The organism is Leucobacter exalbidus (assembly GCF_017834145.1).
GTDB classification, from domain to species: Bacteria; Actinomycetota; Actinomycetes; order Actinomycetales; family Microbacteriaceae; genus Leucobacter; species Leucobacter exalbidus.
This window is the reverse complement of record NZ_JAFIDA010000001.1, coordinates 1057330-1076578: the sequence shown is the minus strand read 5'-3', so window position 1 is coordinate 1076578 and position 19249 is coordinate 1057330. Positions and strand designations below refer to the sequence as shown.

The following is a 19249-nucleotide window of genomic DNA, read 5'->3' as shown; positions in this document are numbered from 1 at the left end:
AAAGGATGCGTGAGAAGAATGACGGAAACCGTCGAAGCCGAGTTCCCGCCGTGCCCCGAGTGCCAGAGCGAGTACACCTATGAGTCAGGTGCGCTGCTGACCTGCCCCATGTGCGGGCACGAGTGGGCTACGGCGACTGCTGACGCAGCCGACGAGGCACCCGAAGACGACGTCATTCGCGACGCCGTGGGCAACATCCTGGCTGACGGCGATGACGTCACCATCATGAAGACCGTCAAGATCGCGGGCGGTGGCGGCGCAGCCGTCAAAATCGGCACAAAGGTGCGCGGCATTCGCCTCACCACCGATTCGGGCAACGGCCACGATATCGACGCGAAGATTCCGGGTGTGGGCAAACTGCAGCTGAAGTCGAGCATCGTCAAGAAGATCTAGAACTTCCAGCCCCTAGCAGGGCGAGAACAGTGCAACGGCGGGCCGAAAGTGGCCGCGCTGTGCGGCAAAAGAGTGCGCCGGGGCGAATCATGCCCCGGCGCACTCTAGTCTTATGACATGACTGCAACGCTCGTGGCTGAGGGTATCTCGGGTGGATACGCCCACCGCACCCTCTTTGAAAACGTCCAACTCACTGTCGCCCCCGGCGATGTGATCGGCGTGGTCGGAGTCAACGGTGCCGGCAAATCGACGCTGCTGCGCATTCTCGCCGGCGCGCTCGCACCCCAGGCCGGGGTCGTGCACCGGGCCCCCACCGACGCGTTCATCGGTTGGTTGCCGCAGGAGCACGAACGGGTCGAGGGCGAAACCGTGGCCGGCTACATTGCGCGCCGCACCGGCTGCGCACAGGCCACCACCGACATGGACGAGGCCGCTGTTGCCCTGGGAGACACGAGCCCCCGCAAGCCGGGCGAGGCCGATCCCGCCGACGTCTACAACACGGCGCTCGACCGGTGGCTCGCCAGCGGCGCCGCCGATCTTGAAGAGCGCGTGCCCGCGGTGCTCGAAGAGCTCGGGCTCACCCACATCGGCGCCGAAAGCCTGATGACGGGCCTCTCAGGTGGGCAGGCCGCCCGCGTGGGGCTCGCCGCCCTCAAACTCTCACGCTTCGATATTGTGCTGCTCGATGAGCCCACCAACGACCTCGACTTTGCGGGGCTCGAGCAATTGGAGGCGTTCGTGAGCGGGTTGCGCGGCGGCGTCGTGCTCGTGAGTCACGACCGCGAGTTTCTGGCGCGCTGCGTGACGAGCGTGTTTGAGCTTGATCTTGCGCAGGGCCGCAGCACACTGTTTGGCGGCGGCTACGATGCCTTTCTGCAGGAGCGTGAGGTGGCGCGCCAGCACCGCCGCGACGAATACGAACAGTTCGCCTCGACCAAGGCCGACCTGGTCTCACGCGCGCGCACGCAGCGTGAGTGGTCGAGCCAGGGGGTGCGCAATGCAATGAAGAAGGCCCCCGACAGCGACAAGCTGCGACGCAAAGCCGCCTCAGAATCGAGCGAGAAGCAGGCGCAGAAGGTGCGCCAAATGGAGAGCCGCATTCGCCGCCTCGATGAGGTGGAAGAGCCGCGCAAGGAGTGGAAGCTCGAATTCACCATCGGCGCAGCTCCCCGCTCAAGCAGCGTCGTCGCGATTCTGAACGCGGCCGAGGTCACCCAGGGCGACTTCACCCTGGGGCCGATCTCGCTGCAGCTGAACGCGGGCGAACGCGTCGGCATCACGGGCCCCAATGGCGCGGGCAAATCCACGCTGCTGCGGCTGCTGCTGGGCCGCCAAGAACCCAGCTCCGGATCAGCCTCACTCGGCTCCTCCATCGCCATCGGCGAGGTCGACCAGGCGCGCGCCAAGTTCACCGGCCCGTTGCCCCTGGCCGCCGTGTTCGAAAATGAGGTGCCCGAGTACGCCAGTGGCGAGGTGCGCACCCTGCTGGCGAAGTTTGGGCTGAAGGCCGATCATGTGAACCGGGCCGCGGGCGAACTCTCACCCGGCGAGCGCACGCGGGCGGGGCTCGCCCTGCTGCAGGCGCGCGGCGTGAACGTGCTCGTGCTCGACGAACCGACCAACCACCTCGACCTGCCCGCGATCGAGCAGCTCGAAGAAGCCCTCGAAAGTTACGAGGGGGCGCTGCTGCTCGTCACACACGATCGGCGCATGCTCGACTCGGTGCAGCTCACCAGGCGCTGGCACGTGGAGGCGGGAAAAGTGACCGAATTATAGGCCGCGCCGCGCTCGGGAGGCACGCTTTAGGCAGTATTGAGATACGGCGAGTACCATTTCAGTAGTGATTGAACAGCTCAGCCTTCCCCTGCACTCCGTACGCGTCGGTAACGAAGACGCCCCGCACCGGGTCGTCTTCCTCCACGGACTGTTTGGGCGCGGCAAAAACTTTACGCGCGTGGCTACCGCGCTCGGGCCCGAGGCGCAGTGCCTGCTCGTCGATCTGCCCAACCATGCTGGCTCGGGGTGGACCGAACACTTCGTGTACGAGCAGATGGCCGACCTCATCGCAGCCCACCTGCGCGCAGACTTCGCCGCAAACGGCCCCGTCGACATCGTGGGCCACTCGATGGGCGGTAAAGTCGCGATGATTCTGACGCTGCGCCACCCCGATCTGGTGCACCGACTCGTCGTGATCGATATCGCCCCGGGGTCATCGACCGGTGGGCGCGGCAACTTCACCCACCTGTTGGGCTCACTCGCCGCGATCGATCTGGCACAGATCACGCGCCGCTCAGACGCCGAGAACGCACTGAGCGAACAGGTACCCGACCCCGCGGTGCGCAACTTCCTGCTGCAGAACCTGAAGCGCGACGATCAGGGCTACACCTGGGAAGCGAACCTCGCCATGCTGCGCGCCGAGCTTGCGGCTGTAATGGGATTCCCCGACACCGGCGACGCAACGTTCACGGGGCCAGTGATGTGGATCGGCGGCGGCAACTCAAGCTACGTCTCCGACGAAGACGAGCCCGCGATGCGCGAACTGTTCCCCAAAACCGTGCGCGTCACGGTCAAAGGTTCGGGCCACTGGGTGCACTCAGAAAAGCCCGAAGAAACGATTGCGGCGTTGCGCGCATTCCTCGTCAGTACCGGGCGCTAACCCGTCACCGGGTGACTCTCTGGTGACCTGCGGGTGAGCTGCATGAGACCTCAGAGTTCCCCGCGATCTGCAGCACTCGCGCCTCATTGCGGGCTACCCTCTTGGTATGAGCACCACTGAGGCACAGTCGCTAGAGGTTGTTACAGAGGACGGGGCTGGCGACGAGATCACCATCTCGGCGAGCGCACTGAAGGCGCTGGGAGACCGCATGCAGCGGTTCCTGCTGGAGTACCGTTTCGGCATGCAAGAGGTCGAGACGAAGCTCTCGATTCTGCGTGAAGAGTTCGTACAAACGCACGAGTACAACCCGATCGAGCACGTGTCGAGCCGCGTGAAATCGATCGACAGTCTCGTGCGTAAGCTCGAGCGCCGGGGGATCGGCGCCGACTTCGACGACATTCGTGCAAACATTCACGACATCGCCGGCGTGCGAGTGACCTGCTCGTTTCGGCGCGACGTGTACCGGCTGTTCGACCTGCTCACCCAGCAAGACGACATCACGGTGCTCGAGGTCGAAGACTTCATAGCCGAGCCCAAACCGAACGGCTACCAGAGCCTGCACACCATTATCTCGGTGCCGGTGTACCTGTCGACGGGGCGCGTTGACGTGCCTGTCGAGGTGCAATTTCGCACGATCGCAATGGATTTTTGGGCGAGCCTCGAGCACAAGATTTACTACAAGTTTGCCCGGCAGGTGCCCGATTCGCTCACGCGCGACCTGAAAGACGCGGCCGATTTGGCGGCAGAACTCGACGCGCACATGGAGCGGCTGCACATCGAAGTACACGGCGTACCCGAGGGCGACACGGCCCCGGGCCCGCGCGTATTTCCCGTCTAACCCACGAAGGCCCGCGTCATCCTCTACAGTCGACATGTGGAAAGCGAATATCTTCCCGGGGGATCCGGAGGCGTCTGGCGCATCCGTGCCAACGGCGTCACACGCGTACATCGCCCGACGGGCCCGTGGACGCCCGCGGTGCACGATCTGCTGCGGCACTTAAGGGCGCGCGGTCTCGACGGCATCCCCGAGGTGTACGGGCTCGATGACGAGGGCCGCGAGGTGCTCGAGTACCTTCCCGGCGACACCCTCGACCCCGCGCACACCACCCCGGGTGACGCGGCGCTTGCGGCGGCCGCGGCCTGGCTGCGCCGGTTTCACGACGCCGTGCGCGATTTCGCCCCCGGGGCGGTCGCGTGGCGCCAGGGCGTCCAAGAACTGGGGGAGGGGCAGGTAATCTGCCACAACGATCCTGGCCTCTATAACTGGGTCGTGCAGGGCGGCGCATTCGCCGGCATGATCGACTGGGATCGCGCGGGCCCCGGCCACCCGATCGAAGACCTCGCCTTTCTGGTGTGGTCGGGGGTGCCGCTGCTGCGCGCCACCGACACCGCGGCGGTCGTGCGGCGGCTGCGCCTCGCGGCTGAGGCCTACGGCGGGGTGAGCGCGCTCGAACTGCTCGACGCCGTCGACGCGCGCATGGCGCTCATCGCCGCGCGCTGGCAGGCCGGCATCGACCGCGGCGACCCCGGCACGATCGCGCTGCGCGACTCGGGCGCGATGGAGCGTCACCTGGCCCGGGTGCGCGAATTTGGTGAGCGCGAAATTGAACTTCGGCGTGAGCTTGCTGGCGCGGGATCCGGGGCAAAATCAGGGCCCGGATCAGGCCGTGCGTGACGAATCAGATGGGGTCCCAAGACATGTTTGGAACGATGCTCGGTGCGGGCACGCAGCTCGAAAGGTTAGGGTAGTTAGGTGAGTAGAGATCCCTTCGAGGAGCTGTTCGGGCCTTTGGCCGACGATACAGACAACAACCTGAACGACGTTTTGGGTGCCAGCGAAACGCCCACGGCACCGCTACCCACGTCTCGGCCCGCCGCGACGGGAGTGGCAGGAGCCCCCGATCCGGGCGCCGTTGGTGCCGGTATTCGCCGTGGCCAGAGCCCGCAGCCCGCGCCCGCCGCAGCGCCCGTGAGCGCCGCGATGACCACCCCGATGCCCGCTCGGCAGCGCTTGGCGCACGAGCAGGCCGAGCGCATTCACACGGCGCACGCGCCCGTGTCGAAGCGCTCAGGTGGCTCGAACACCAAGGCGCTGCCCTGGGTGATCGTGGGCTTTGTGGCGGTTGTGGCCATCATCGTGTCGATCTTTGTGGTGAACATTGCCCGCGGGTCTGAATCGACCCCCGAGGCGACCCCCGACACGACCGAGACGACTCCGGCGCAGCCCGAGACGCCGAGCACCGTCCCCGAGGCCCTGCCCGAGGAAGATCCCGAGCCCAAGCCCGAGGAGAAGCCGAAGAATGAGGCGCCCGAGGTCGAGGTCGGCCCCACCAACATGATGCCGATCGGCCCGTGGAACGCGACCTCAGATCTGTCGCAGCGCTTCGGCTCGGCCAGCTTCTACATTCCTGACGGGGTCAACCTTGAACTCTCCTCAGACCTGCTGAACTCGTTCCCCGCAAGCTGCGCAGACATGAGCACCGCCTGGGGCGCCACGAAGCTCGACAACGGCACCTTCGAGGTGCGTAAGCCCGCCGCAACCTGCGAGGCCGCGCCTGAGCTGTACGACGAAGTGTGGGGCCTGATCTCGGCCTGGGTCGATTCGATCAAGGCGTCATAACGCGAGAACCACCGGGGCATCGCCCCATGATTCGGGCTGGTCAGCTTAGCTGGCCAGCCCGAATTGCGTCGGCCACAGAGCAACGGCCAGCGGATACCCCACGAAGCTCACGATATCGAGCACCCAGTGCGCGATGATCAGCGGCAGCACGCGCCCGTATCGGTGGTAGACCCAGCCAAACACGAGGCCCATCACCACGTTGCCGATGAAGCCGCCAAAGCCCTGGTACAGGTGGTAACTGCCCCGCAGCAGCGCGCTCGAAATGATGATGACGGTGACGCTGACCCCCAGGCTGCGCAGCCGGGTAAACAGATACGCGACCACGATGATCTCTTCGCCGAGCGCGGCTTTCAGGGCCATCAGCACGAGCACGGGGATCGTCCACCAGTGCGCGGCCAGCGACGTCGTCTCAATGGTGACATTGATGCCGATCGCTTTGGTGACGAGGTAAAACGCGAGGCCGGGAATGCCGATGAGGGCAGCAAGCCCGAGCCCCTGCAGCGCTTCGAGCGGCCACAGCCTGCGGGGCTGCCCCGTGATAGCCGCGAGCCCGCCGGGCAGCCCCGCAAAGTCTGACTTGGCCCGCCCGAGCCCGAGCGCCCCCAGATGCGGGGCCGTGTGCCGCCACACCAAGAACACGACGAGGGCCACGGGGGCGAGCCCAAACGCAAAGTTCAGCAGCTGCAGGGTGAGATCAAGGATCGCCTGCTGCGCGGCTGGGCGGTTGAGCTGCGCGGTCTGCTGCGATAGCGGTTGATCTCGCGTGAGACGCTCGATGATCGACACCACGGCAAATACGCCAGCGGCGCCATACGACAGCGACAACACGATGACGATCTCCCAGATCGTACGTGTTCTGGATACGGGAACGCCCTCGGCCATTGAATGGTGCACGACATCAGCGTAGCGCCGACACGCGCAAGCGATGTCGGATCGGTACAGAAACCTGAGGCGAATGCATCGCGTGTCTCATGAAGAGCTACAGCGCCCGGTTACGAAGATGTTACAAGGGCGAGTTTTTAAGGTTCAGGGGCGTGGCGATCGATAAGGTGTCTGATTGTATGAGTCTAGGTTTATCGATTTTGAGGCCTGCTTGCGCAGGTATGCCTGGCAGAGCTCATTCTCGGGGAAAAATTCAAGGAGGAAACTAGTGAAGCGATCACGGATCGGGTTTGGGTTCATTGCCCTCGCCGCAGCCAGCGCTCTGACACTGACGGGTTGCTCGTCTTCCGGCGGCGACGCCGGTGGTGCAGCCGATGCCGGCAGCATCATCACCGTCAACACCACTGAGCCGCAGAAGGCTCTGATCCCCGCAGCGACCTCTGAGGTCGGCGGCGGCAAGGTTGTCGACGTACTGTGGGAGGGCCTCGTCTACTACGACGCAGACGGCGTCACCCAGATGGGCGTTGCTGAGTCAATCGAGTCAGACAACGGCACGACCTGGACGGTCAAGCTGCGCGACGACGCAGTGTTCTCTGACGGCACCCCGGTGCTCGCCAAGAACTTCGTTGACACCTGGAACTACTCGGCAAATATCGACAACGCGCTCGATAACCAGGCCTTCTTCGCCGCTATCAAGGGCTACTCAGACTCCAAGGCCGTCGAAGAGATGGAGGGGCTGAAGATCGTTGACGATCACACCTTCACCATCGAAGCCACCCCCGACTTCCCCGATCGCCTCGGCTACTCGGCGTTCTATCCGCTGCCCGATGTCGCATTTGAAGACATGGAAGCGTTCGGCCAGAACCCCATCGGCAACGGCCTCTACAAGATGGACGGCGAAGGCGCCTGGAAGCACGACGAGTCGATCAAGGTTGTCAAGAACGAGACCTACGTCGGCCCGCGCTCGGTTGAGAACGACGGCATCGACTTCAAGGTCTACGCTTCGCTCGACGCGGCGTACACCGACCTGCTCGCGAACAACCTTGACGTTCTCGACCAGATCCCCGACACCTCGTTCGCGGTGTTCCAGGATGAGCTCGGCGACCGCGCAGTCAACCAGGCCAGCGCGCTCACCACGACGCTGACCATCTCTGAGAACCTCGAGCACTTCTCGGGCGAAGAGGGCAAGCTGCGCCGCGCGGCACTGTCGATGGCCATCGACCGCGAAGAGATCATCGACGTGATCTTCGAGGGCACCAACATCCCCGCAGAAGACTTCACCTCGCCCGTGGTTGACGGCTACGCCGAAGACCTCAAGGGTTCAGAGAAGCTCGACTTCAATGTTGACGAGGCCAAGAAGCTGTGGGCTGAGGCCGACAAGATCAGCCCGTTCGAGGGCACCATTGAGGTGGCCACCAACTCAGACGGCCCCCACCAGGTGTGGATCGAAGCGGTTGCGAACCAGTGGTCAACCAACCTCGGTGTCACGGCAGCTCCCAAGCTCTACCCGACCTTCGCAGCATTCCTCGAAGACCGTGAGCAGGACGTTGTTGGCGGTCCGTTCCGTGCCGGCTGGCAGGGCGACTACCCGGGTGCATACAACTACATGCAGCCGCTCTACTTCACGAACGCCAGCTCGAACCACGGTTTCTACGCAAACCCCGAGTTCGACAAGCTGCTCGACGAAGCGGTAGCCGAGAGCGACCACGACGCACGCAACGCCAAGCTTGATCAGGCGCAGGAGATTCTGCTCGAAGACCTGCCCTCGATCCCGCTCTGGTACCAGGGCGCAACGGGTGGCTACAGCGAGGGCATCGATAACGTTGTCTTCGGCTGGAACTCAGTGCCGATCTTCAACGAGATCACTAAGAACTAGCGTTACTCCAGAAGGCCCCGGGTTCGCCCGGGGCCTTCGCCTCGGCTGCCACCATCCCCGGCAGCGAGACACTCCATTTTCCACGCAGCGACACCGTCGTCGCGTAGCGTGGTTCGCGCAATTCATGCGAAAGTATTAGACATGCAACTGACACATACCCGGGGGAGCAGCGTGACATGCTGAGATATATTCTCCTTCGACTTCTTCAGGTGATCCCAGTTCTGCTGGGCACCACATTCTTGATTTACTTCATGGTGTTCGCCATGCCGGGCGACCCCATTGCGGCCATGTTTGGTGACAAGCAGCCCAGCCCGGCCGTGCTCGAGGCCGTACGTAAGCAGTACAACCTCGATCAGCCGTTCATCGTGCAGTACCTGCTCTACCTCAAGGGCATCTTCATCGGTGACTTCGGTACGAGCTTCTCGGGCGAACCCGTCTCGCAGATCCTCGCGCGCACGTTCCCCGTGACGATCAAGCTCGCCGCCATGGCAATCGTGATCGAGCTCGCCCTCGCTATCGTCGTGGGCCTGTTCTCGGGCCTGCGCAAGGGCAAGGCCTTCGATAACATCAACCTGATCATCGGCCTGCTCTTCTTGAGCGTGCCGATCTTCGTGGTCGCCTTCATCGCGCAGTACGGCTTGGGCCTGAAGCTTGGATGGTTCAGCCCGACCGTGAGCTCGGGTGCTCCGCTTAAGGATCTGCTGCTGCCCGCCATTGTGCTGGGCGTCAGCTTGTACGCCACGAGCATGCGCCTCACGCGCAGCTCGGTGATCGACACCCTGAACCAAGATTTCGTGCGCACCGCATACGCGAAGGGGCTCAGCCGCAACCGCGTCGTGCCCGTTCATGTGCTGCGTAACTCACTCATTCCCACGATCACGAACACGGCCACCGACTTCGGCACGCTGATGGTCGGCGCCACCGTGACCGAGGGTATTTTCAACGTGCCCGGCGTCGGTAACGTGCTCTTCCAAGCCATCTTGAAGGGTGAGAACTCGACGGTCGTTTCGTTCGTCACCGTGATGGTGCTTATCTACCTGGGCGTCAACCTGCTGGTCGACCTGTTGTACGCCGTGCTTGATCCGAGGATCCGTTATGCCTGAGCCACAGAATCAATCACGCGCCCAGCGCCCGCCCATCGAACACTTCGTCGCTCCGATCGACGAGACTCCCGTGCTCGCCGTCGACGCCGTGCAGATCAAGGCCCAGAAGTCGAACCTGTGGCTCGACGCCTGGCGCGATATGCGCGGTCGGCCGATGTTCTGGATCTCGGTGGCGATCATCGTGCTGGTGGCCCTCGTGTCACTGCTGCCCGGTATTTTCACTCAGGTCGATCCGCGCGCCTGTGTACTGTCGAATTCCAACGGTGCGCCCGGCGCGGGCCACCCCTTGGGCTTCAACAAGCAGGGCTGCGACGTCTACTCGCGCATCATCCACGGCACCCCCACTTCGGTGTCGGTGGGTCTCATCGTGATCGCGATCACCTTCGTGTTTGGCACGTTGATGGGTGCACTCGCCGGATTCTTCGGCGGCGCCGTTGACACGGTGCTGTCACGCCTCGGCGATATCTTCTTCTCGATTCCCTACATCCTCGCGGCCGTTGTCGTGATGAGCGTGCTGTCGAACCACCGCAACCCCTTCGTGATCGCGCTTGCGATCGGTGGCTTCTCGTGGCCGATCACCGCGCGCATTGTGCGCAGTGAGATCTTGCGCGTGAAGAACGCCGACTTCGTGATGGCGGCGGAGGCCCTCGGGCTGTCGCGCATGAACACGCTCGCCCGCCACGTGCTGCCGAACGCACTCGCGCCGGCCATCGTGGTGACGACCCTGTCGCTGGCCTCAGCGATTGTGGCCGAGGCGACGCTGTCATTCCTGGGCGTCGGTCTGCCTCCCGGGCAGTTCATCAGCTGGGGTAACGACATCAGTCAGGCTCAGCTGTCGCTGCGCACCGACCCGATGCCCCTCATTTACCCCTCGCTGGCACTCACCGTCACCGTGCTGGGATTCATCCTGCTGGGTGAATCTGTGCGCGATGGACTCGATCCGAAGGCGAGGGCCCGCCGATGAGCGACGCAACGTCATCCAACCCGGCAGCAGATTCCTTCGAGGAGCCGCTGCTGAGCGTACGCGACCTGCGGGTTGCGTTCGGTACCAAGAAAAGCCCCAAAGAGGTTGTGCACGGGGTAAATCTCGATGTCTACCCCGGTGAGACCGTCGCGATCGTTGGTGAATCAGGGTCGGGTAAATCGACCTCGATGCACGCGATCATCAACCTGCTGCCCGGCACAGGCCGCATCACCGGTGGTTCGGTGAAGTGGAAGGGCCGCGAGCTCGTGGGCCTGGGCCGTCGCGAGATGGAAAGTTTGCGCGGTCGCGAGATTGGTCTCGTGCCGCAAGACCCCATGTCGAACCTCAACCCGGTGTGGTCAGTTGGCTTCCAGGTCGAAGAGGCCGTGCGCGCCAACGGTGTGGCCAAGGGCCGCAAGGCCGTGCGCGAGAAGGCTGTGGAGGTGCTTGAGCAGGCGGGCCTGCAGAACGCCGCGCAGCGCATGAAGCAGTACCCCCACCAGTTCTCTGGCGGCATGAAGCAGCGTGCACTCATCGGGATCGGCCTCGCGGCTGAACCCAGCCTGCTGATCGCCGACGAGCCCACGAGCGCGCTCGACGTGACCGTGCAGCGCGTGGTGCTCGATCACCTGCAGGGCCTCGCGAGCGAGCTGGGCACCGCCGTGGTCTTCATCACCCACGACCTGGGGCTTGCCGCCGAGCGCGCCGAGAAGCTGATCGTGATGTACCAGGGCAACATTGTGGAGTCGGGCCCGAGTCGCGAGATTCTGCAGCACCCGAAGCACCCGTACACGAAGCGCCTGGTCTCGGCAGCACCGAGCCTCGCCTCGCGCCGTATTGGCGCTGACGCGACGCTGCCCGCGGCCCCCACGTCGACCTTCGACATGGCGGCGCTGAGCGAGCGACCCTCGAACGCGGTGAAGCACGGCGAGCCGATGATCGAGGTCGAAGGCCTCGGCAAAATCTACAAGCTGCGCAAGGGAAACTTCGGGTACGAAGATTTTCACGCGGTCTCGGGCGCCACGTTCACCGTGAACCGCGGTGAAACGCTCGCGCTTGTGGGCGAATCGGGGTCGGGTAAGTCAACGATCGCGAAGATGATCCTGCAGCTCGAAAAGTCGAGTGCGGGCACCATCAAGATCGCTGGCGAAGACATCAGCAAGTTCAGTGGCAAGCGCCTGTTTGATCTGCGCCGCACACTGCAGCCGGTGTTCCAAGACCCGTATGGTTCGCTCGATCCGCTGCACAACATCGGCAACACCATCATGGAGCCGTTGAAGATTCACAACGTGGGCGATGCCGCGAGCCGCAGGGCGCGCATGCTTGAGCTGCTCGATCAGGTGTCGCTGCCGCGTGAACTCGCAACGCGCTACCCCAATGAGCTCTCGGGTGGCCAGCGCCAGCGCGTGGCCGTAGCGCGAGGGCTCGCGTTGAAGCCCGATGTGCTTGTGCTCGACGAGGCCGTTTCGGCGCTTGACGTGCTGGTGCAGGCGCAGATCCTCGATCTGCTCGCCGAGCTGCAGCGCGATTTGGGCCTGACCTACCTGTTCATCACCCACGACCTCGCGGTGGTGCGTCTCATCGCTGACCGCGTGTGCGTGATGAAGCAGGGGCAGATCGTTGAGCAGGCGACCACCGACGAGGTGTTCCAGAACCCGCGTGAGGAATACACGCGCAAGCTGCTCGAGGCCATTCCTGGCGCGAGCATCGAGCTGGGGGTCTCCTAACTCAGCTGGCTCCAGCCCCTGGCTGGAGCCAGGCAGGGATCTTCCCTAACCTACAAAGCCTGTGTCTGTTTGCCACCATGCGTGGTGAACAGGCACAGGCTTTTGTTACAAAGGCATTACATCGACGCGCCGAGTCGAGATATGTCACGGTCGTTTACTAGGCTCAACTTGTTTCACTGAAACTTCCGTGGAGCTATTACAGCTGCACGTCTTGCAACGAAGGAAGACAAAAGTTATGAAGAAAACACTGATGACGACGGCGGCGCTTGCAGCCGGCGTCCTGTTGTTCACGGGCTGCGCTACCAGCAGCACGAGCGGCGGGGAAAAGGCCGAGGGCGGCGACGCCTCGTCAAACCTGATTGTCGGCACCACCGATAAGGTGACGTCGCTTGATCCGGCGGGCTCCTACGACAACGGCTCATTCGTGGTCATGAACCAGGTCTACCCGTTCTTGCTCAACAGCACGTATGGCACGGCAGAGGTCACGCCCGACATTGCTGAGTCGGCAGAGTTCACCTCGCCCACCGAGTACACGGTGAAGCTCAAGGAGGGGCTCACGTTCGCCAACGGTAACGAGCTCACCTCGAGTGACGTGAAGTTCTCATTCGACCGTGTGGTCAAGATCAATGACCCCAACGGCCCCGCCTCGCTGCTGGGTAACCTCGACAGTATTGAGACGCCTGACGATCTCACCGTCGTGTTCAAGCTGAAGAACGGTGACGACCAGATCTGGCCGCAGATCCTGTCAAGCCCGGCCGGCCCCATCATTGACGAAGACGTGTTTGCCGCTGACGCGGTCACCTCTGACGCCGACATCGTCGAGGGCAAGCCCTTCGCCGGCCAGTACGGGATCGACACCTATAAGCTCAACGAGCTCATCTCGTACACCCCCTTCGCTGACTACCAGGGCAACCTGGGCGCGGCAGACAACACCGGCATCAGCGCGAAGTACTACGCTGACGCATCGAACCTGAAGCTGGCCATCGGCAACGGTGACATCGACGTGGCGTTCCGCAGCCTGTCGGCCACTGACACCGATGACCTCGCCAAGAACGACAAGGTCAAGATCGTTGACGGCCCCGGCGGCGAGATTCGCTACATCGTCTTCAACTTCGACACGATGCCCCACGGTGCTGCATCGCCCAACCCCGATGCCGACAAGGCGCTCGCGGTGCGCCAGGCAGCCGCCTCGCTGATCGACCGTGAGGCACTCGCGAAGGATGTCTACAAGGACACCTTCTCGCCGCTCTACTCGCCCGTGGCTGAGGGCATGACCGGCGCGATCACTCCGTTCAAGGAAATGTACGGTGACGGTCAGGGCGGCCCCGACGCTGCGAAGGCCGCAGAGATTTTGAAGGCCGCTGGCGTTGACACCCCCGTCGACCTGAAGCTGCAGTACAACGGTGACCACTACGGCCCGTCGTCAGGCGACGAGTACGCGATGATCAAGACGCAGCTCGAGGCTGACAAGCTGTTCACTGTCGACCTGCAGCAGACCGAGTGGGTGCAGTACTCGAAGGACCGCACCGCTGACGTCTACCCGGCGTACCAGCTCGGCTGGTTCCCCGACTACTCAGACGCAGATAACTACCTGTCGCCCTTCTTCACGAAGGACAACTTCCTGCTGAACCACTACGACAACCCCGAGGTTGTTGACCTGATCACCGCTGAGCAGACCGAGACCGACACGGCCAAGCGCACCGAGCTCATCGAGCAGATCCAAGAGATCGAAGCTGCTGACATCTCGACCCTTCCCCTCTTGCAGGGCAAGCAGGTCGCCGTTGTCGGCGCAGACGTCGAAGGCACCACGCTCGACGCCTCGTTCAAGTTCCGTTACGCGCCGCTCACCAAGTAGCGCGAGCTGACACCGGGCCGGGGCGCCAAGCGCGCCCCGGCCCGGTGTCGTATTAGTAGAGGTATTTCTCCATGGTTGTAGATACACCCACACCCGTCGCGGCAGCGCGACGAACAGCCGGCGGGGGAGGGCTGTGGCGATACATTCTGATTCGCCTCGTGCTCATCATCCCGACCGTGCTCATTCTGGTCACCGTCGTATTCTTTTTGATGCGGCTCACCGGTGACCCCATCACGGCCGCGCTCGGTGGCCGATTGCCGCCAGATCAGCTCGCGGCCCGCATTCACGAGGCCGGCTTCGACCGACCCATTTTCGTGCAGTACCTCGATTACCTAGGCGGCATCTTCCGCGGTGACTTTGGCACCTCGATTACCGACCGCCGCCCCGTCACCGAGATCCTGCTGCAGTACGGCTCGGCCACGATCGAGCTGGCGTTCTACGCGCTCGTCGTTGCCTTCGCGGTCAGCATTCCGCTCGGCCTGGTCGCCGCTTACCGCCGCGATAAGTGGCAGGACGCGGTGCTGCGCATCATGGCGATTCTCGCCTACGCAACCCCCATCTTTTTTGTCGGGCTGCTGCTCAAGCTCGTGTTCTCGGTGTGGCTGGGGTGGATGCCCGTTTCGGGCCGCGCCGGCACCCAGACCGAACTCACGATGAGCGGTATTGACTCGGCCACCGGTTTCTACCTGCTCGATGCGATCAGGCTAGGCGATGGCGCCGCGATCAGTGACGTGCTGTGGCACGCCATTTTGCCTGCCGTAGCTCTTGGCCTGCTCACCGCGGGCGTTTTCTTGCGCCTGGTGCGCACCAACGTTATCGGCACGCTCGGCCAGCAGTACGTGACGAGCGGCCGCTCACGCGGTGTCAGCGAGTTTCGGCTCACCACCAAGCACGCGTTCCGCCCGGCCCTCATACCCATCATCACCGTGATGGGTATGCAGATCGCCATGCTGCTCGCGGGCGCGGTGCTCACCGAGACCACCTTCGAGTGGAAGGGCATCGGCTTCATGCTCGCCGAATATCTGAAGGCGCGTGACTTCGTGGCGGTGCAGGGCATCGTCGTGATGATCGCCGTCGTCGTCGCGGTCACCAACTTCATCGTTGACCTGGTCGCCGCGGCCATCGACCCGAGAGTGAGGTACTAATCATGGCTCGTCAAGATCTTCCGACTCCCGTGACCTCGGTGCTCGCTCTCGAAGCCCCGCGCAAAAAGGATTGGCGCGACCGGCTGCCCGTGCTCTCGCACCTGCGCCAGAGCGTGGGGCTGCAGCGCGGCATGCTGATCGCTGGCCTCATCATCTGCGGGGTGTTCGTGCTCGTCGCGCTGGGCGCCCAGTGGATCGCGCCCTACACCTGGGCGCAGCAGGGCATCGACGGAGTGTCATTCGGTGCCCAGCAGGCCCCCAACGCTACCAACCTGCTCGGCACCACCGTGTCGGGCTTCGACGTGCTCTCGCGCGTCATCTGGGGTGCGCAGACGGCGCTGTTTGTGATCGTCGCCGCCATCTTGTGCTCGATCTTCTTGGGTATCGCCCTCGGCCTCATCTCGGGCTACTTCGGCGGCATTCTCGACCGCGTGCTCGTCGTGATCTGCGATGCGATCTACGCATTCCCGTCGCTGCTGCTCGCGATCGTGATGTCGATTGTGATTAGCCGCGGCCAGTCCACCCTCATGGGTGGCATCCTCGCGACCGCCCTGTCAATCACCGTTGTGTTTGTGCCGCAGTACTTTCGGGTGATTCGCGCCGAGGTGGTGCGGGTGCGCAGCGAACCCTTCGTTGAGGCCGCCCGCGTCATCGGCGTGCCCACGCACCGCATTCTGCTCAAGCACGTGCTGCGCAACTCGACGAGGTCACTGCCGGTGATCATCACGCTGAACGCTTCAGAAGCGCTGTTGACCCTCGCGGGCCTCGGCTTCTTGGGCTTTGGCATTGAGGCCACCGCGGCCGCCGAATGGGGCTACGACCTCAACCGCTCGGTCGCCGACGTCACGAGCGGGATCTGGTGGACCAGCGTGTTCCCCGGCGCCGCCATTGTGCTCGTCGTGATGGGCGTCACCCTCGTGGGCGAGAGCCTCAACGACCTGGCTGATCCGCGCCTGCGTACCCGCAAGCGTGCAAAGGGGAAGAAATGACTAGCGTCGCCCGCATCACAGATCTCAGCATCACCTTCGCGACCGACGGCGCCCCCGTCGAAGCGGTGAAGAACATTTCGATCGAGGTGAACGCGGGCGAGGTGCTCGCGATCGTCGGCGAATCCGGATCAGGCAAGACCGTCACCGCGAACGCGCTGCTCGGCCTGCTGCCCGAAACGGCGACCATGTCGGGGGCCGTGGTGATTCGCTCGCGCGCGGGCCACGACACCGATGTCGTGCACGCGAGCGGCGCGCAGCTGCGCGAGATGCGCGGCCGCGACGCCGCGATGGTGTTCCAAGAGCCATCGACCGCCCTCAACCCGGTGTACACCGTGGGCTGGCAGATCATGGAGGGGCTGCGCGCCCACGGCAAGATCGATAAGAAGCAGGCGCGTGCGCAGGCGATCGATATGCTGCGGCGCGTGGGCATTCCTGATCCGGAATCGCGTATTGATGAGTACCCGCACCAGTTCTCGGGCGGGCAGAAGCAGCGCATTGTGATTGCGATGGCGCTCGTGATGAACGCCGGGCTGATCATTGCCGACGAGCCCACCACGGCCCTCGACGTCACCGTGCAGGCCGAGATTCTCGATCTGCTGCGCGTGTGCCGCGATGAGTTCGGCGCGACGATCGTGCTCATTACGCACAATATGGGCGTTGTCGCAGACCTCGCCGATCGCGTTGTCGTGATGTATCGCGGTGACATTATCGAGCAGGCGCCCGTGCGCGAACTGTTCGCGAACCCGTCGCAGCAGTACACCCGCGACCTGCTCGCGGCGGTACCGCACGTGGGCCACGGCAAATCACGCATTGAGGTGAGCGAGCGAGATGCCGCCGAAGCTGCGGGGGCCAGCCGCGACACCACGGGCCACCTGATCGTCGCGAAGAACGCCCAGATCGGGTACCCCGGCCGCTTCGGTAAGGGCGCCACCGTCGTCGTGCACGGCATCGACCTGTCGGTCGCCCCGGGCGAGGTCGTGGGCCTCGTGGGAGAATCCGGATCGGGCAAAACCACCATCGGGCGTGCGGTGGTGGGCCTCACAAAGGTGGTTGATGGCTCGCTCACCGTGCTCGGGCACGAGATGCGCGGTGTGAAAAACCGTGACCTGGCGCCCCTGCGCCCCGAGATCGGGTTCGTGTTTCAAGACCCGGCCACGAGCTTCAACCCGCTGCTCACGATCGCGGAGTGCATCGCCGAGCCCCTCATCGTGCACGGCCGGGCCAGCTCACCGCAGCAGGCCCGGGCGCGCGTCAACGAGCTGCTCGACGCGGTGCGGTTGCCGACCAATTTCGGCGACCGTTACCCGCACGAGCTCTCGGGCGGCCAGCGCCAGCGTGCCTCGTTGGCGCGGGCGCTCGCCCTCGGCCCGAAGCTGCTGATCGCTGACGAACCCACGAGCGCGCTCGATGTGTCGGTGCAGGCGACGGTGCTCGAGCTGTTCGTGCAGTTGCAGGTCGAGCTGGGCTTCGCATCGCTGTTCATCAGCCACGACCTCGCGGTCATCGACGCGGTCTCTGACCGCATCGTCGTGCTGCAGCAGGGCCGCATTCAAGAGCAGGGCACTACCGCCCAGGTCTTGGGGGCGCCCTCGAACGCCTACACGCGCGAGTTGCTGGCGGCGCTGCCGGTGCCGGATCCGGTGGCCCAGGCGAAGCGTCGCGCACTGTGGCAGCAGGTGCGTCGCAGCGCGTAGCGCAGCAAGAACCAACACAGCGGGCCCCAGTTCAGTGAACTGGGGCCCGCTGCGTTGGTCGTGGCCTGAGCGCTCGTGGCGCCTAGCCCCGCGCGCGGCGACGCAGCACGGTCGCAGCGCCCACCGCGCACGCGCAGGCACACACAGCGCCGACAATGATCGTGGTGGCCATGGGCACGGCCGTGTGGTCGCCCCAGGCGCCCACGATCGGGGGAGTGAGGCTGCCGCCCAAGAATTGGATGCAGCCGAGCAGCGCTGATCCGGAGCCGCGGGCGTAATCAGCCAGGCCGAGCGCGAGCGCGGTGCCGTTCGCACTCACGAGCGCGACGCCGCCGCTCATCACGAAGGCGCACGCGATGAAAGCGGGAATCGACAGCGCCTCGGTGAGCGCCAGCGTCGCAAAGGCGCAGCCAGCGAGGCCCACCAGCGTCGTCCCCACGAACAAGAGTCGCGTGGGTGGCACGCGGCCCGCCATGCGCGAATTGATGAAGTTCGTAAGCACCATGGCGACCGCGCCGCTCGCGAACGACAGCGAGAACTGAGCCGGTGACATGCCCAGCATCACCTGGCCGACGAACGGGGCCGCCGAAATGTAGGCCAGCAGTGCCCCAAAATTGCAGGCCACCATGATCGTCAGCAAGATGAATGCGCGGTCGCGGCCCAGCCTGGCGAAGTTGCTGAGCGCGCGCCGCAGCCCACCGTCGTGGCGCTGCGCGAGGGGCAGCGTCTCAGGAATCAGCAGCAGGGCGAGCACAAACATCAGCGCCGTGACGACGCCCAGCGCCGCAAGCACCCCGCGCCACCCCACGTGCTCGGTGAGCATGCCGCCGCTCACCGGGCGACGAGGGGAGCGACCGCCCCGATCATGGCGAGCAGACTGAATGCGCGAACCGCGGCCGTGCCCTTGGCGAGGTCGGCGACGATCGCCCGGGCCAGCACAATGCCTGCGGCGCCGGCCATGCCCTGCACGAATCTGAGCGCGATAAACACCTCGATCGTGGGCGAAAACACCATCGCACAGCTCGCTACGGTGAACGCACCAAGTCCAATGAGCAAAATTTTTCGGCGGCCAAAACTATCTGACATCGGCCCCAAGAAGAGCTGCCCGAGCCCCAAACCGAACATGAATGCGGTGAGGGTGAGCTGCACGCCAGAGGGCACAGTTCCCAGATCATGCGCAATATTGGTGAACGTTGGGAGATAGAGATCCGTCGCGAATGGGCCAGCCGCAGAAAGAAACGCTAGAGTAACGAGTAAGCCAGTCGTGAGACCACGTGAGGCCGATTTCATGTGGTTTACTGCTCGCTTCCAGCCGGGAACCCCCGGTATCAGTTAGAATTGCTCG

General features: G+C 64.1%; 17 protein-coding genes. 14 read left to right on the top strand and 3 right to left on the bottom strand.

The genetic code is table 11. The features are described from left to right. Positions 1 to 18: 18 nt before the first annotated feature. The 6 genes from JOF28_RS04885 (at position 19) to JOF28_RS04860 (ending at position 5669) form a co-directional block, all read left to right on the top strand. Positions 19 to 393, top strand: a complete 375-nt coding sequence (locus tag JOF28_RS04885) for a zinc ribbon domain-containing protein YjdM (RefSeq protein WP_209704732.1) — start codon at positions 19 to 21, stop codon at positions 391 to 393. Between the two features lie 117 nt (positions 394 to 510). Then, complete coding sequence (locus tag JOF28_RS04880; protein ID WP_209704731.1) at positions 511 to 2169, top strand: ABC-F family ATP-binding cassette domain-containing protein; 1659 nt, start codon at positions 511 to 513, stop codon at positions 2167 to 2169. 64 nt (positions 2170 to 2233) lie between these two features. After that, entirely contained in the window at positions 2234 to 3049 is an 816-nt protein-coding gene (locus tag JOF28_RS04875; RefSeq protein WP_209704730.1) for an alpha/beta fold hydrolase, read from the top strand. 106 nt (positions 3050 to 3155) lie between these two features. Continuing rightward, a complete protein-coding gene (locus JOF28_RS04870) occupies positions 3156 to 3887 on the top strand; it encodes a GTP pyrophosphokinase (protein WP_209704729.1) in 732 nt (243 codons plus the stop codon). 36 nt (positions 3888 to 3923) lie between these two features. Further along, complete coding sequence (locus tag JOF28_RS14800) at positions 3924 to 4724, top strand: phosphotransferase (protein WP_209704728.1); 801 nt, start codon at positions 3924 to 3926, stop codon at positions 4722 to 4724. Positions 4725 to 4802: 78 nt separating this feature from the next. Next, a complete protein-coding gene (locus JOF28_RS04860; protein ID WP_209704727.1) occupies positions 4803 to 5669 on the top strand; it encodes a hypothetical protein in 867 nt (288 codons plus the stop codon). Positions 5670 to 5714: 45 nt separating this feature from the next. Here the strand turns inward: JOF28_RS04860 and JOF28_RS04855 are convergent, their stop codons facing one another. Continuing rightward, on the bottom strand, positions 5715 to 6551 hold the full coding sequence (locus JOF28_RS04855) for a CPBP family intramembrane glutamic endopeptidase (RefSeq protein WP_209706788.1): 837 nt from the start codon (positions 6549 to 6551) through the stop codon (positions 5715 to 5717). Positions 6552 to 6819: 268 nt separating this feature from the next. Between JOF28_RS04855 and JOF28_RS04850 the strand changes: the two genes are divergently transcribed. The 8 genes from JOF28_RS04850 to JOF28_RS04815 all read left to right on the top strand — a co-directional run bounded on the left by JOF28_RS04850 (position 6820) and on the right by JOF28_RS04815 (position 17904). Further along, positions 6820 to 8427, top strand: a complete 1608-nt coding sequence (locus JOF28_RS04850; protein ID WP_209704726.1) for a peptide ABC transporter substrate-binding protein — start codon at positions 6820 to 6822, stop codon at positions 8425 to 8427. A gap of 176 nt (positions 8428 to 8603) precedes the next feature. Further along, a complete protein-coding gene (locus JOF28_RS04845) occupies positions 8604 to 9530 on the top strand; it encodes an ABC transporter permease (RefSeq protein WP_209704725.1) in 927 nt (308 codons plus the stop codon). Next, complete coding sequence (locus JOF28_RS04840; RefSeq protein ID WP_209704724.1) at positions 9523 to 10494, top strand: ABC transporter permease; 972 nt, start codon at positions 9523 to 9525, stop codon at positions 10492 to 10494. Before JOF28_RS04845 ends, JOF28_RS04840 begins: the two co-directional genes overlap by 8 nt. Then, positions 10491 to 12221 (top strand): dipeptide ABC transporter ATP-binding protein, encoded by a 1731-nt coding sequence (locus JOF28_RS04835; protein WP_209704723.1) that lies wholly within the window; start codon positions 10491 to 10493, stop codon positions 12219 to 12221. Before JOF28_RS04840 ends, JOF28_RS04835 begins: the two co-directional genes overlap by 4 nt. Positions 12222 to 12456: 235 nt before the next feature. Beyond that, positions 12457 to 14076, top strand: coding sequence for an ABC transporter substrate-binding protein (locus JOF28_RS04830; protein WP_209704722.1), 1620 nt, complete (start codon positions 12457 to 12459; stop codon positions 14074 to 14076). 71 nt (positions 14077 to 14147) lie between these two features. Next, complete coding sequence (locus tag JOF28_RS04825; RefSeq protein ID WP_209704721.1) at positions 14148 to 15221, top strand: ABC transporter permease; 1074 nt, start codon at positions 14148 to 14150, stop codon at positions 15219 to 15221. A gap of 2 nt (positions 15222 to 15223) precedes the next feature. Further along, positions 15224 to 16210 (top strand): ABC transporter permease, encoded by a 987-nt coding sequence (locus JOF28_RS04820; RefSeq protein ID WP_209704720.1) that lies wholly within the window; start codon positions 15224 to 15226, stop codon positions 16208 to 16210. Further along, positions 16207 to 17904 (top strand): dipeptide ABC transporter ATP-binding protein, encoded by a 1698-nt coding sequence (locus tag JOF28_RS04815; protein ID WP_209704719.1) that lies wholly within the window; start codon positions 16207 to 16209, stop codon positions 17902 to 17904. The genes JOF28_RS04820 and JOF28_RS04815 overlap by 4 nt, the downstream gene beginning before the upstream one ends. Before the next feature lie 82 nt (positions 17905 to 17986). On the opposite strand, the gene JOF28_RS14660 is transcribed toward JOF28_RS04815, so the two are convergent. Next, positions 17987 to 18727 (bottom strand): MFS transporter, encoded by a 741-nt coding sequence (locus JOF28_RS14660; protein ID WP_280909309.1) that lies wholly within the window; start codon positions 18725 to 18727, stop codon positions 17987 to 17989. Between the two features lie 8 nt (positions 18728 to 18735). Beyond that, positions 18736 to 19194 carry an MFS transporter gene (locus tag JOF28_RS14655; protein WP_280909308.1) on the bottom strand — a complete coding sequence of 153 codons (459 nt, stop codon included), beginning with the start codon at positions 19192 to 19194 and terminating at the stop codon, positions 18736 to 18738. Between the last annotated feature and the right edge of the window lie 55 nt (positions 19195 to 19249).

Bases quoted from the DNA above. Each gene is read 5' to 3' on its own strand.
- JOF28_RS04885 (WP_209704732.1), top strand. From the start codon at position 19: ATGACGGAAACCGTCGAAGCCGAGTTCCCGCCGTGCCCCGAGTGCCAG.
- JOF28_RS04880 (WP_209704731.1), top strand. From the start codon at position 511: ATGACTGCAACGCTCGTGGCTGAGGGTATCTCGGGTGGATACGCCCAC.
- JOF28_RS04870 (WP_209704729.1), top strand. From the start codon at position 3,156: ATGAGCACCACTGAGGCACAGTCGCTAGAGGTTGTTACAGAGGACGGG.
- JOF28_RS04855 (WP_209706788.1), bottom strand. From the start codon at position 6,551: ATGGCCGAGGGCGTTCCCGTATCCAGAACACGTACGATCTGGGAGATC.
- JOF28_RS04845 (WP_209704725.1), top strand. From the start codon at position 8,604: ATGCTGAGATATATTCTCCTTCGACTTCTTCAGGTGATCCCAGTTCTG.
- JOF28_RS04840 (WP_209704724.1), top strand. From the start codon at position 9,523: ATGCCTGAGCCACAGAATCAATCACGCGCCCAGCGCCCGCCCATCGAA.
- JOF28_RS04835 (WP_209704723.1), top strand. From the start codon at position 10,491: ATGAGCGACGCAACGTCATCCAACCCGGCAGCAGATTCCTTCGAGGAG.
- JOF28_RS04830 (WP_209704722.1), top strand. From the start codon at position 12,457: ATGAAGAAAACACTGATGACGACGGCGGCGCTTGCAGCCGGCGTCCTG.
- JOF28_RS04825 (WP_209704721.1), top strand. From the start codon at position 14,148: ATGGTTGTAGATACACCCACACCCGTCGCGGCAGCGCGACGAACAGCC.
- JOF28_RS04820 (WP_209704720.1), top strand. From the start codon at position 15,224: ATGGCTCGTCAAGATCTTCCGACTCCCGTGACCTCGGTGCTCGCTCTC.
- JOF28_RS04815 (WP_209704719.1), top strand. From the start codon at position 16,207: ATGACTAGCGTCGCCCGCATCACAGATCTCAGCATCACCTTCGCGACC.
- JOF28_RS14660 (WP_280909309.1), bottom strand. From the start codon at position 18,727: ATGCTCACCGAGCACGTGGGGTGGCGCGGGGTGCTTGCGGCGCTGGGC.
- JOF28_RS14655 (WP_280909308.1), bottom strand. From the start codon at position 19,194: ATGAAATCGGCCTCACGTGGTCTCACGACTGGCTTACTCGTTACTCTA.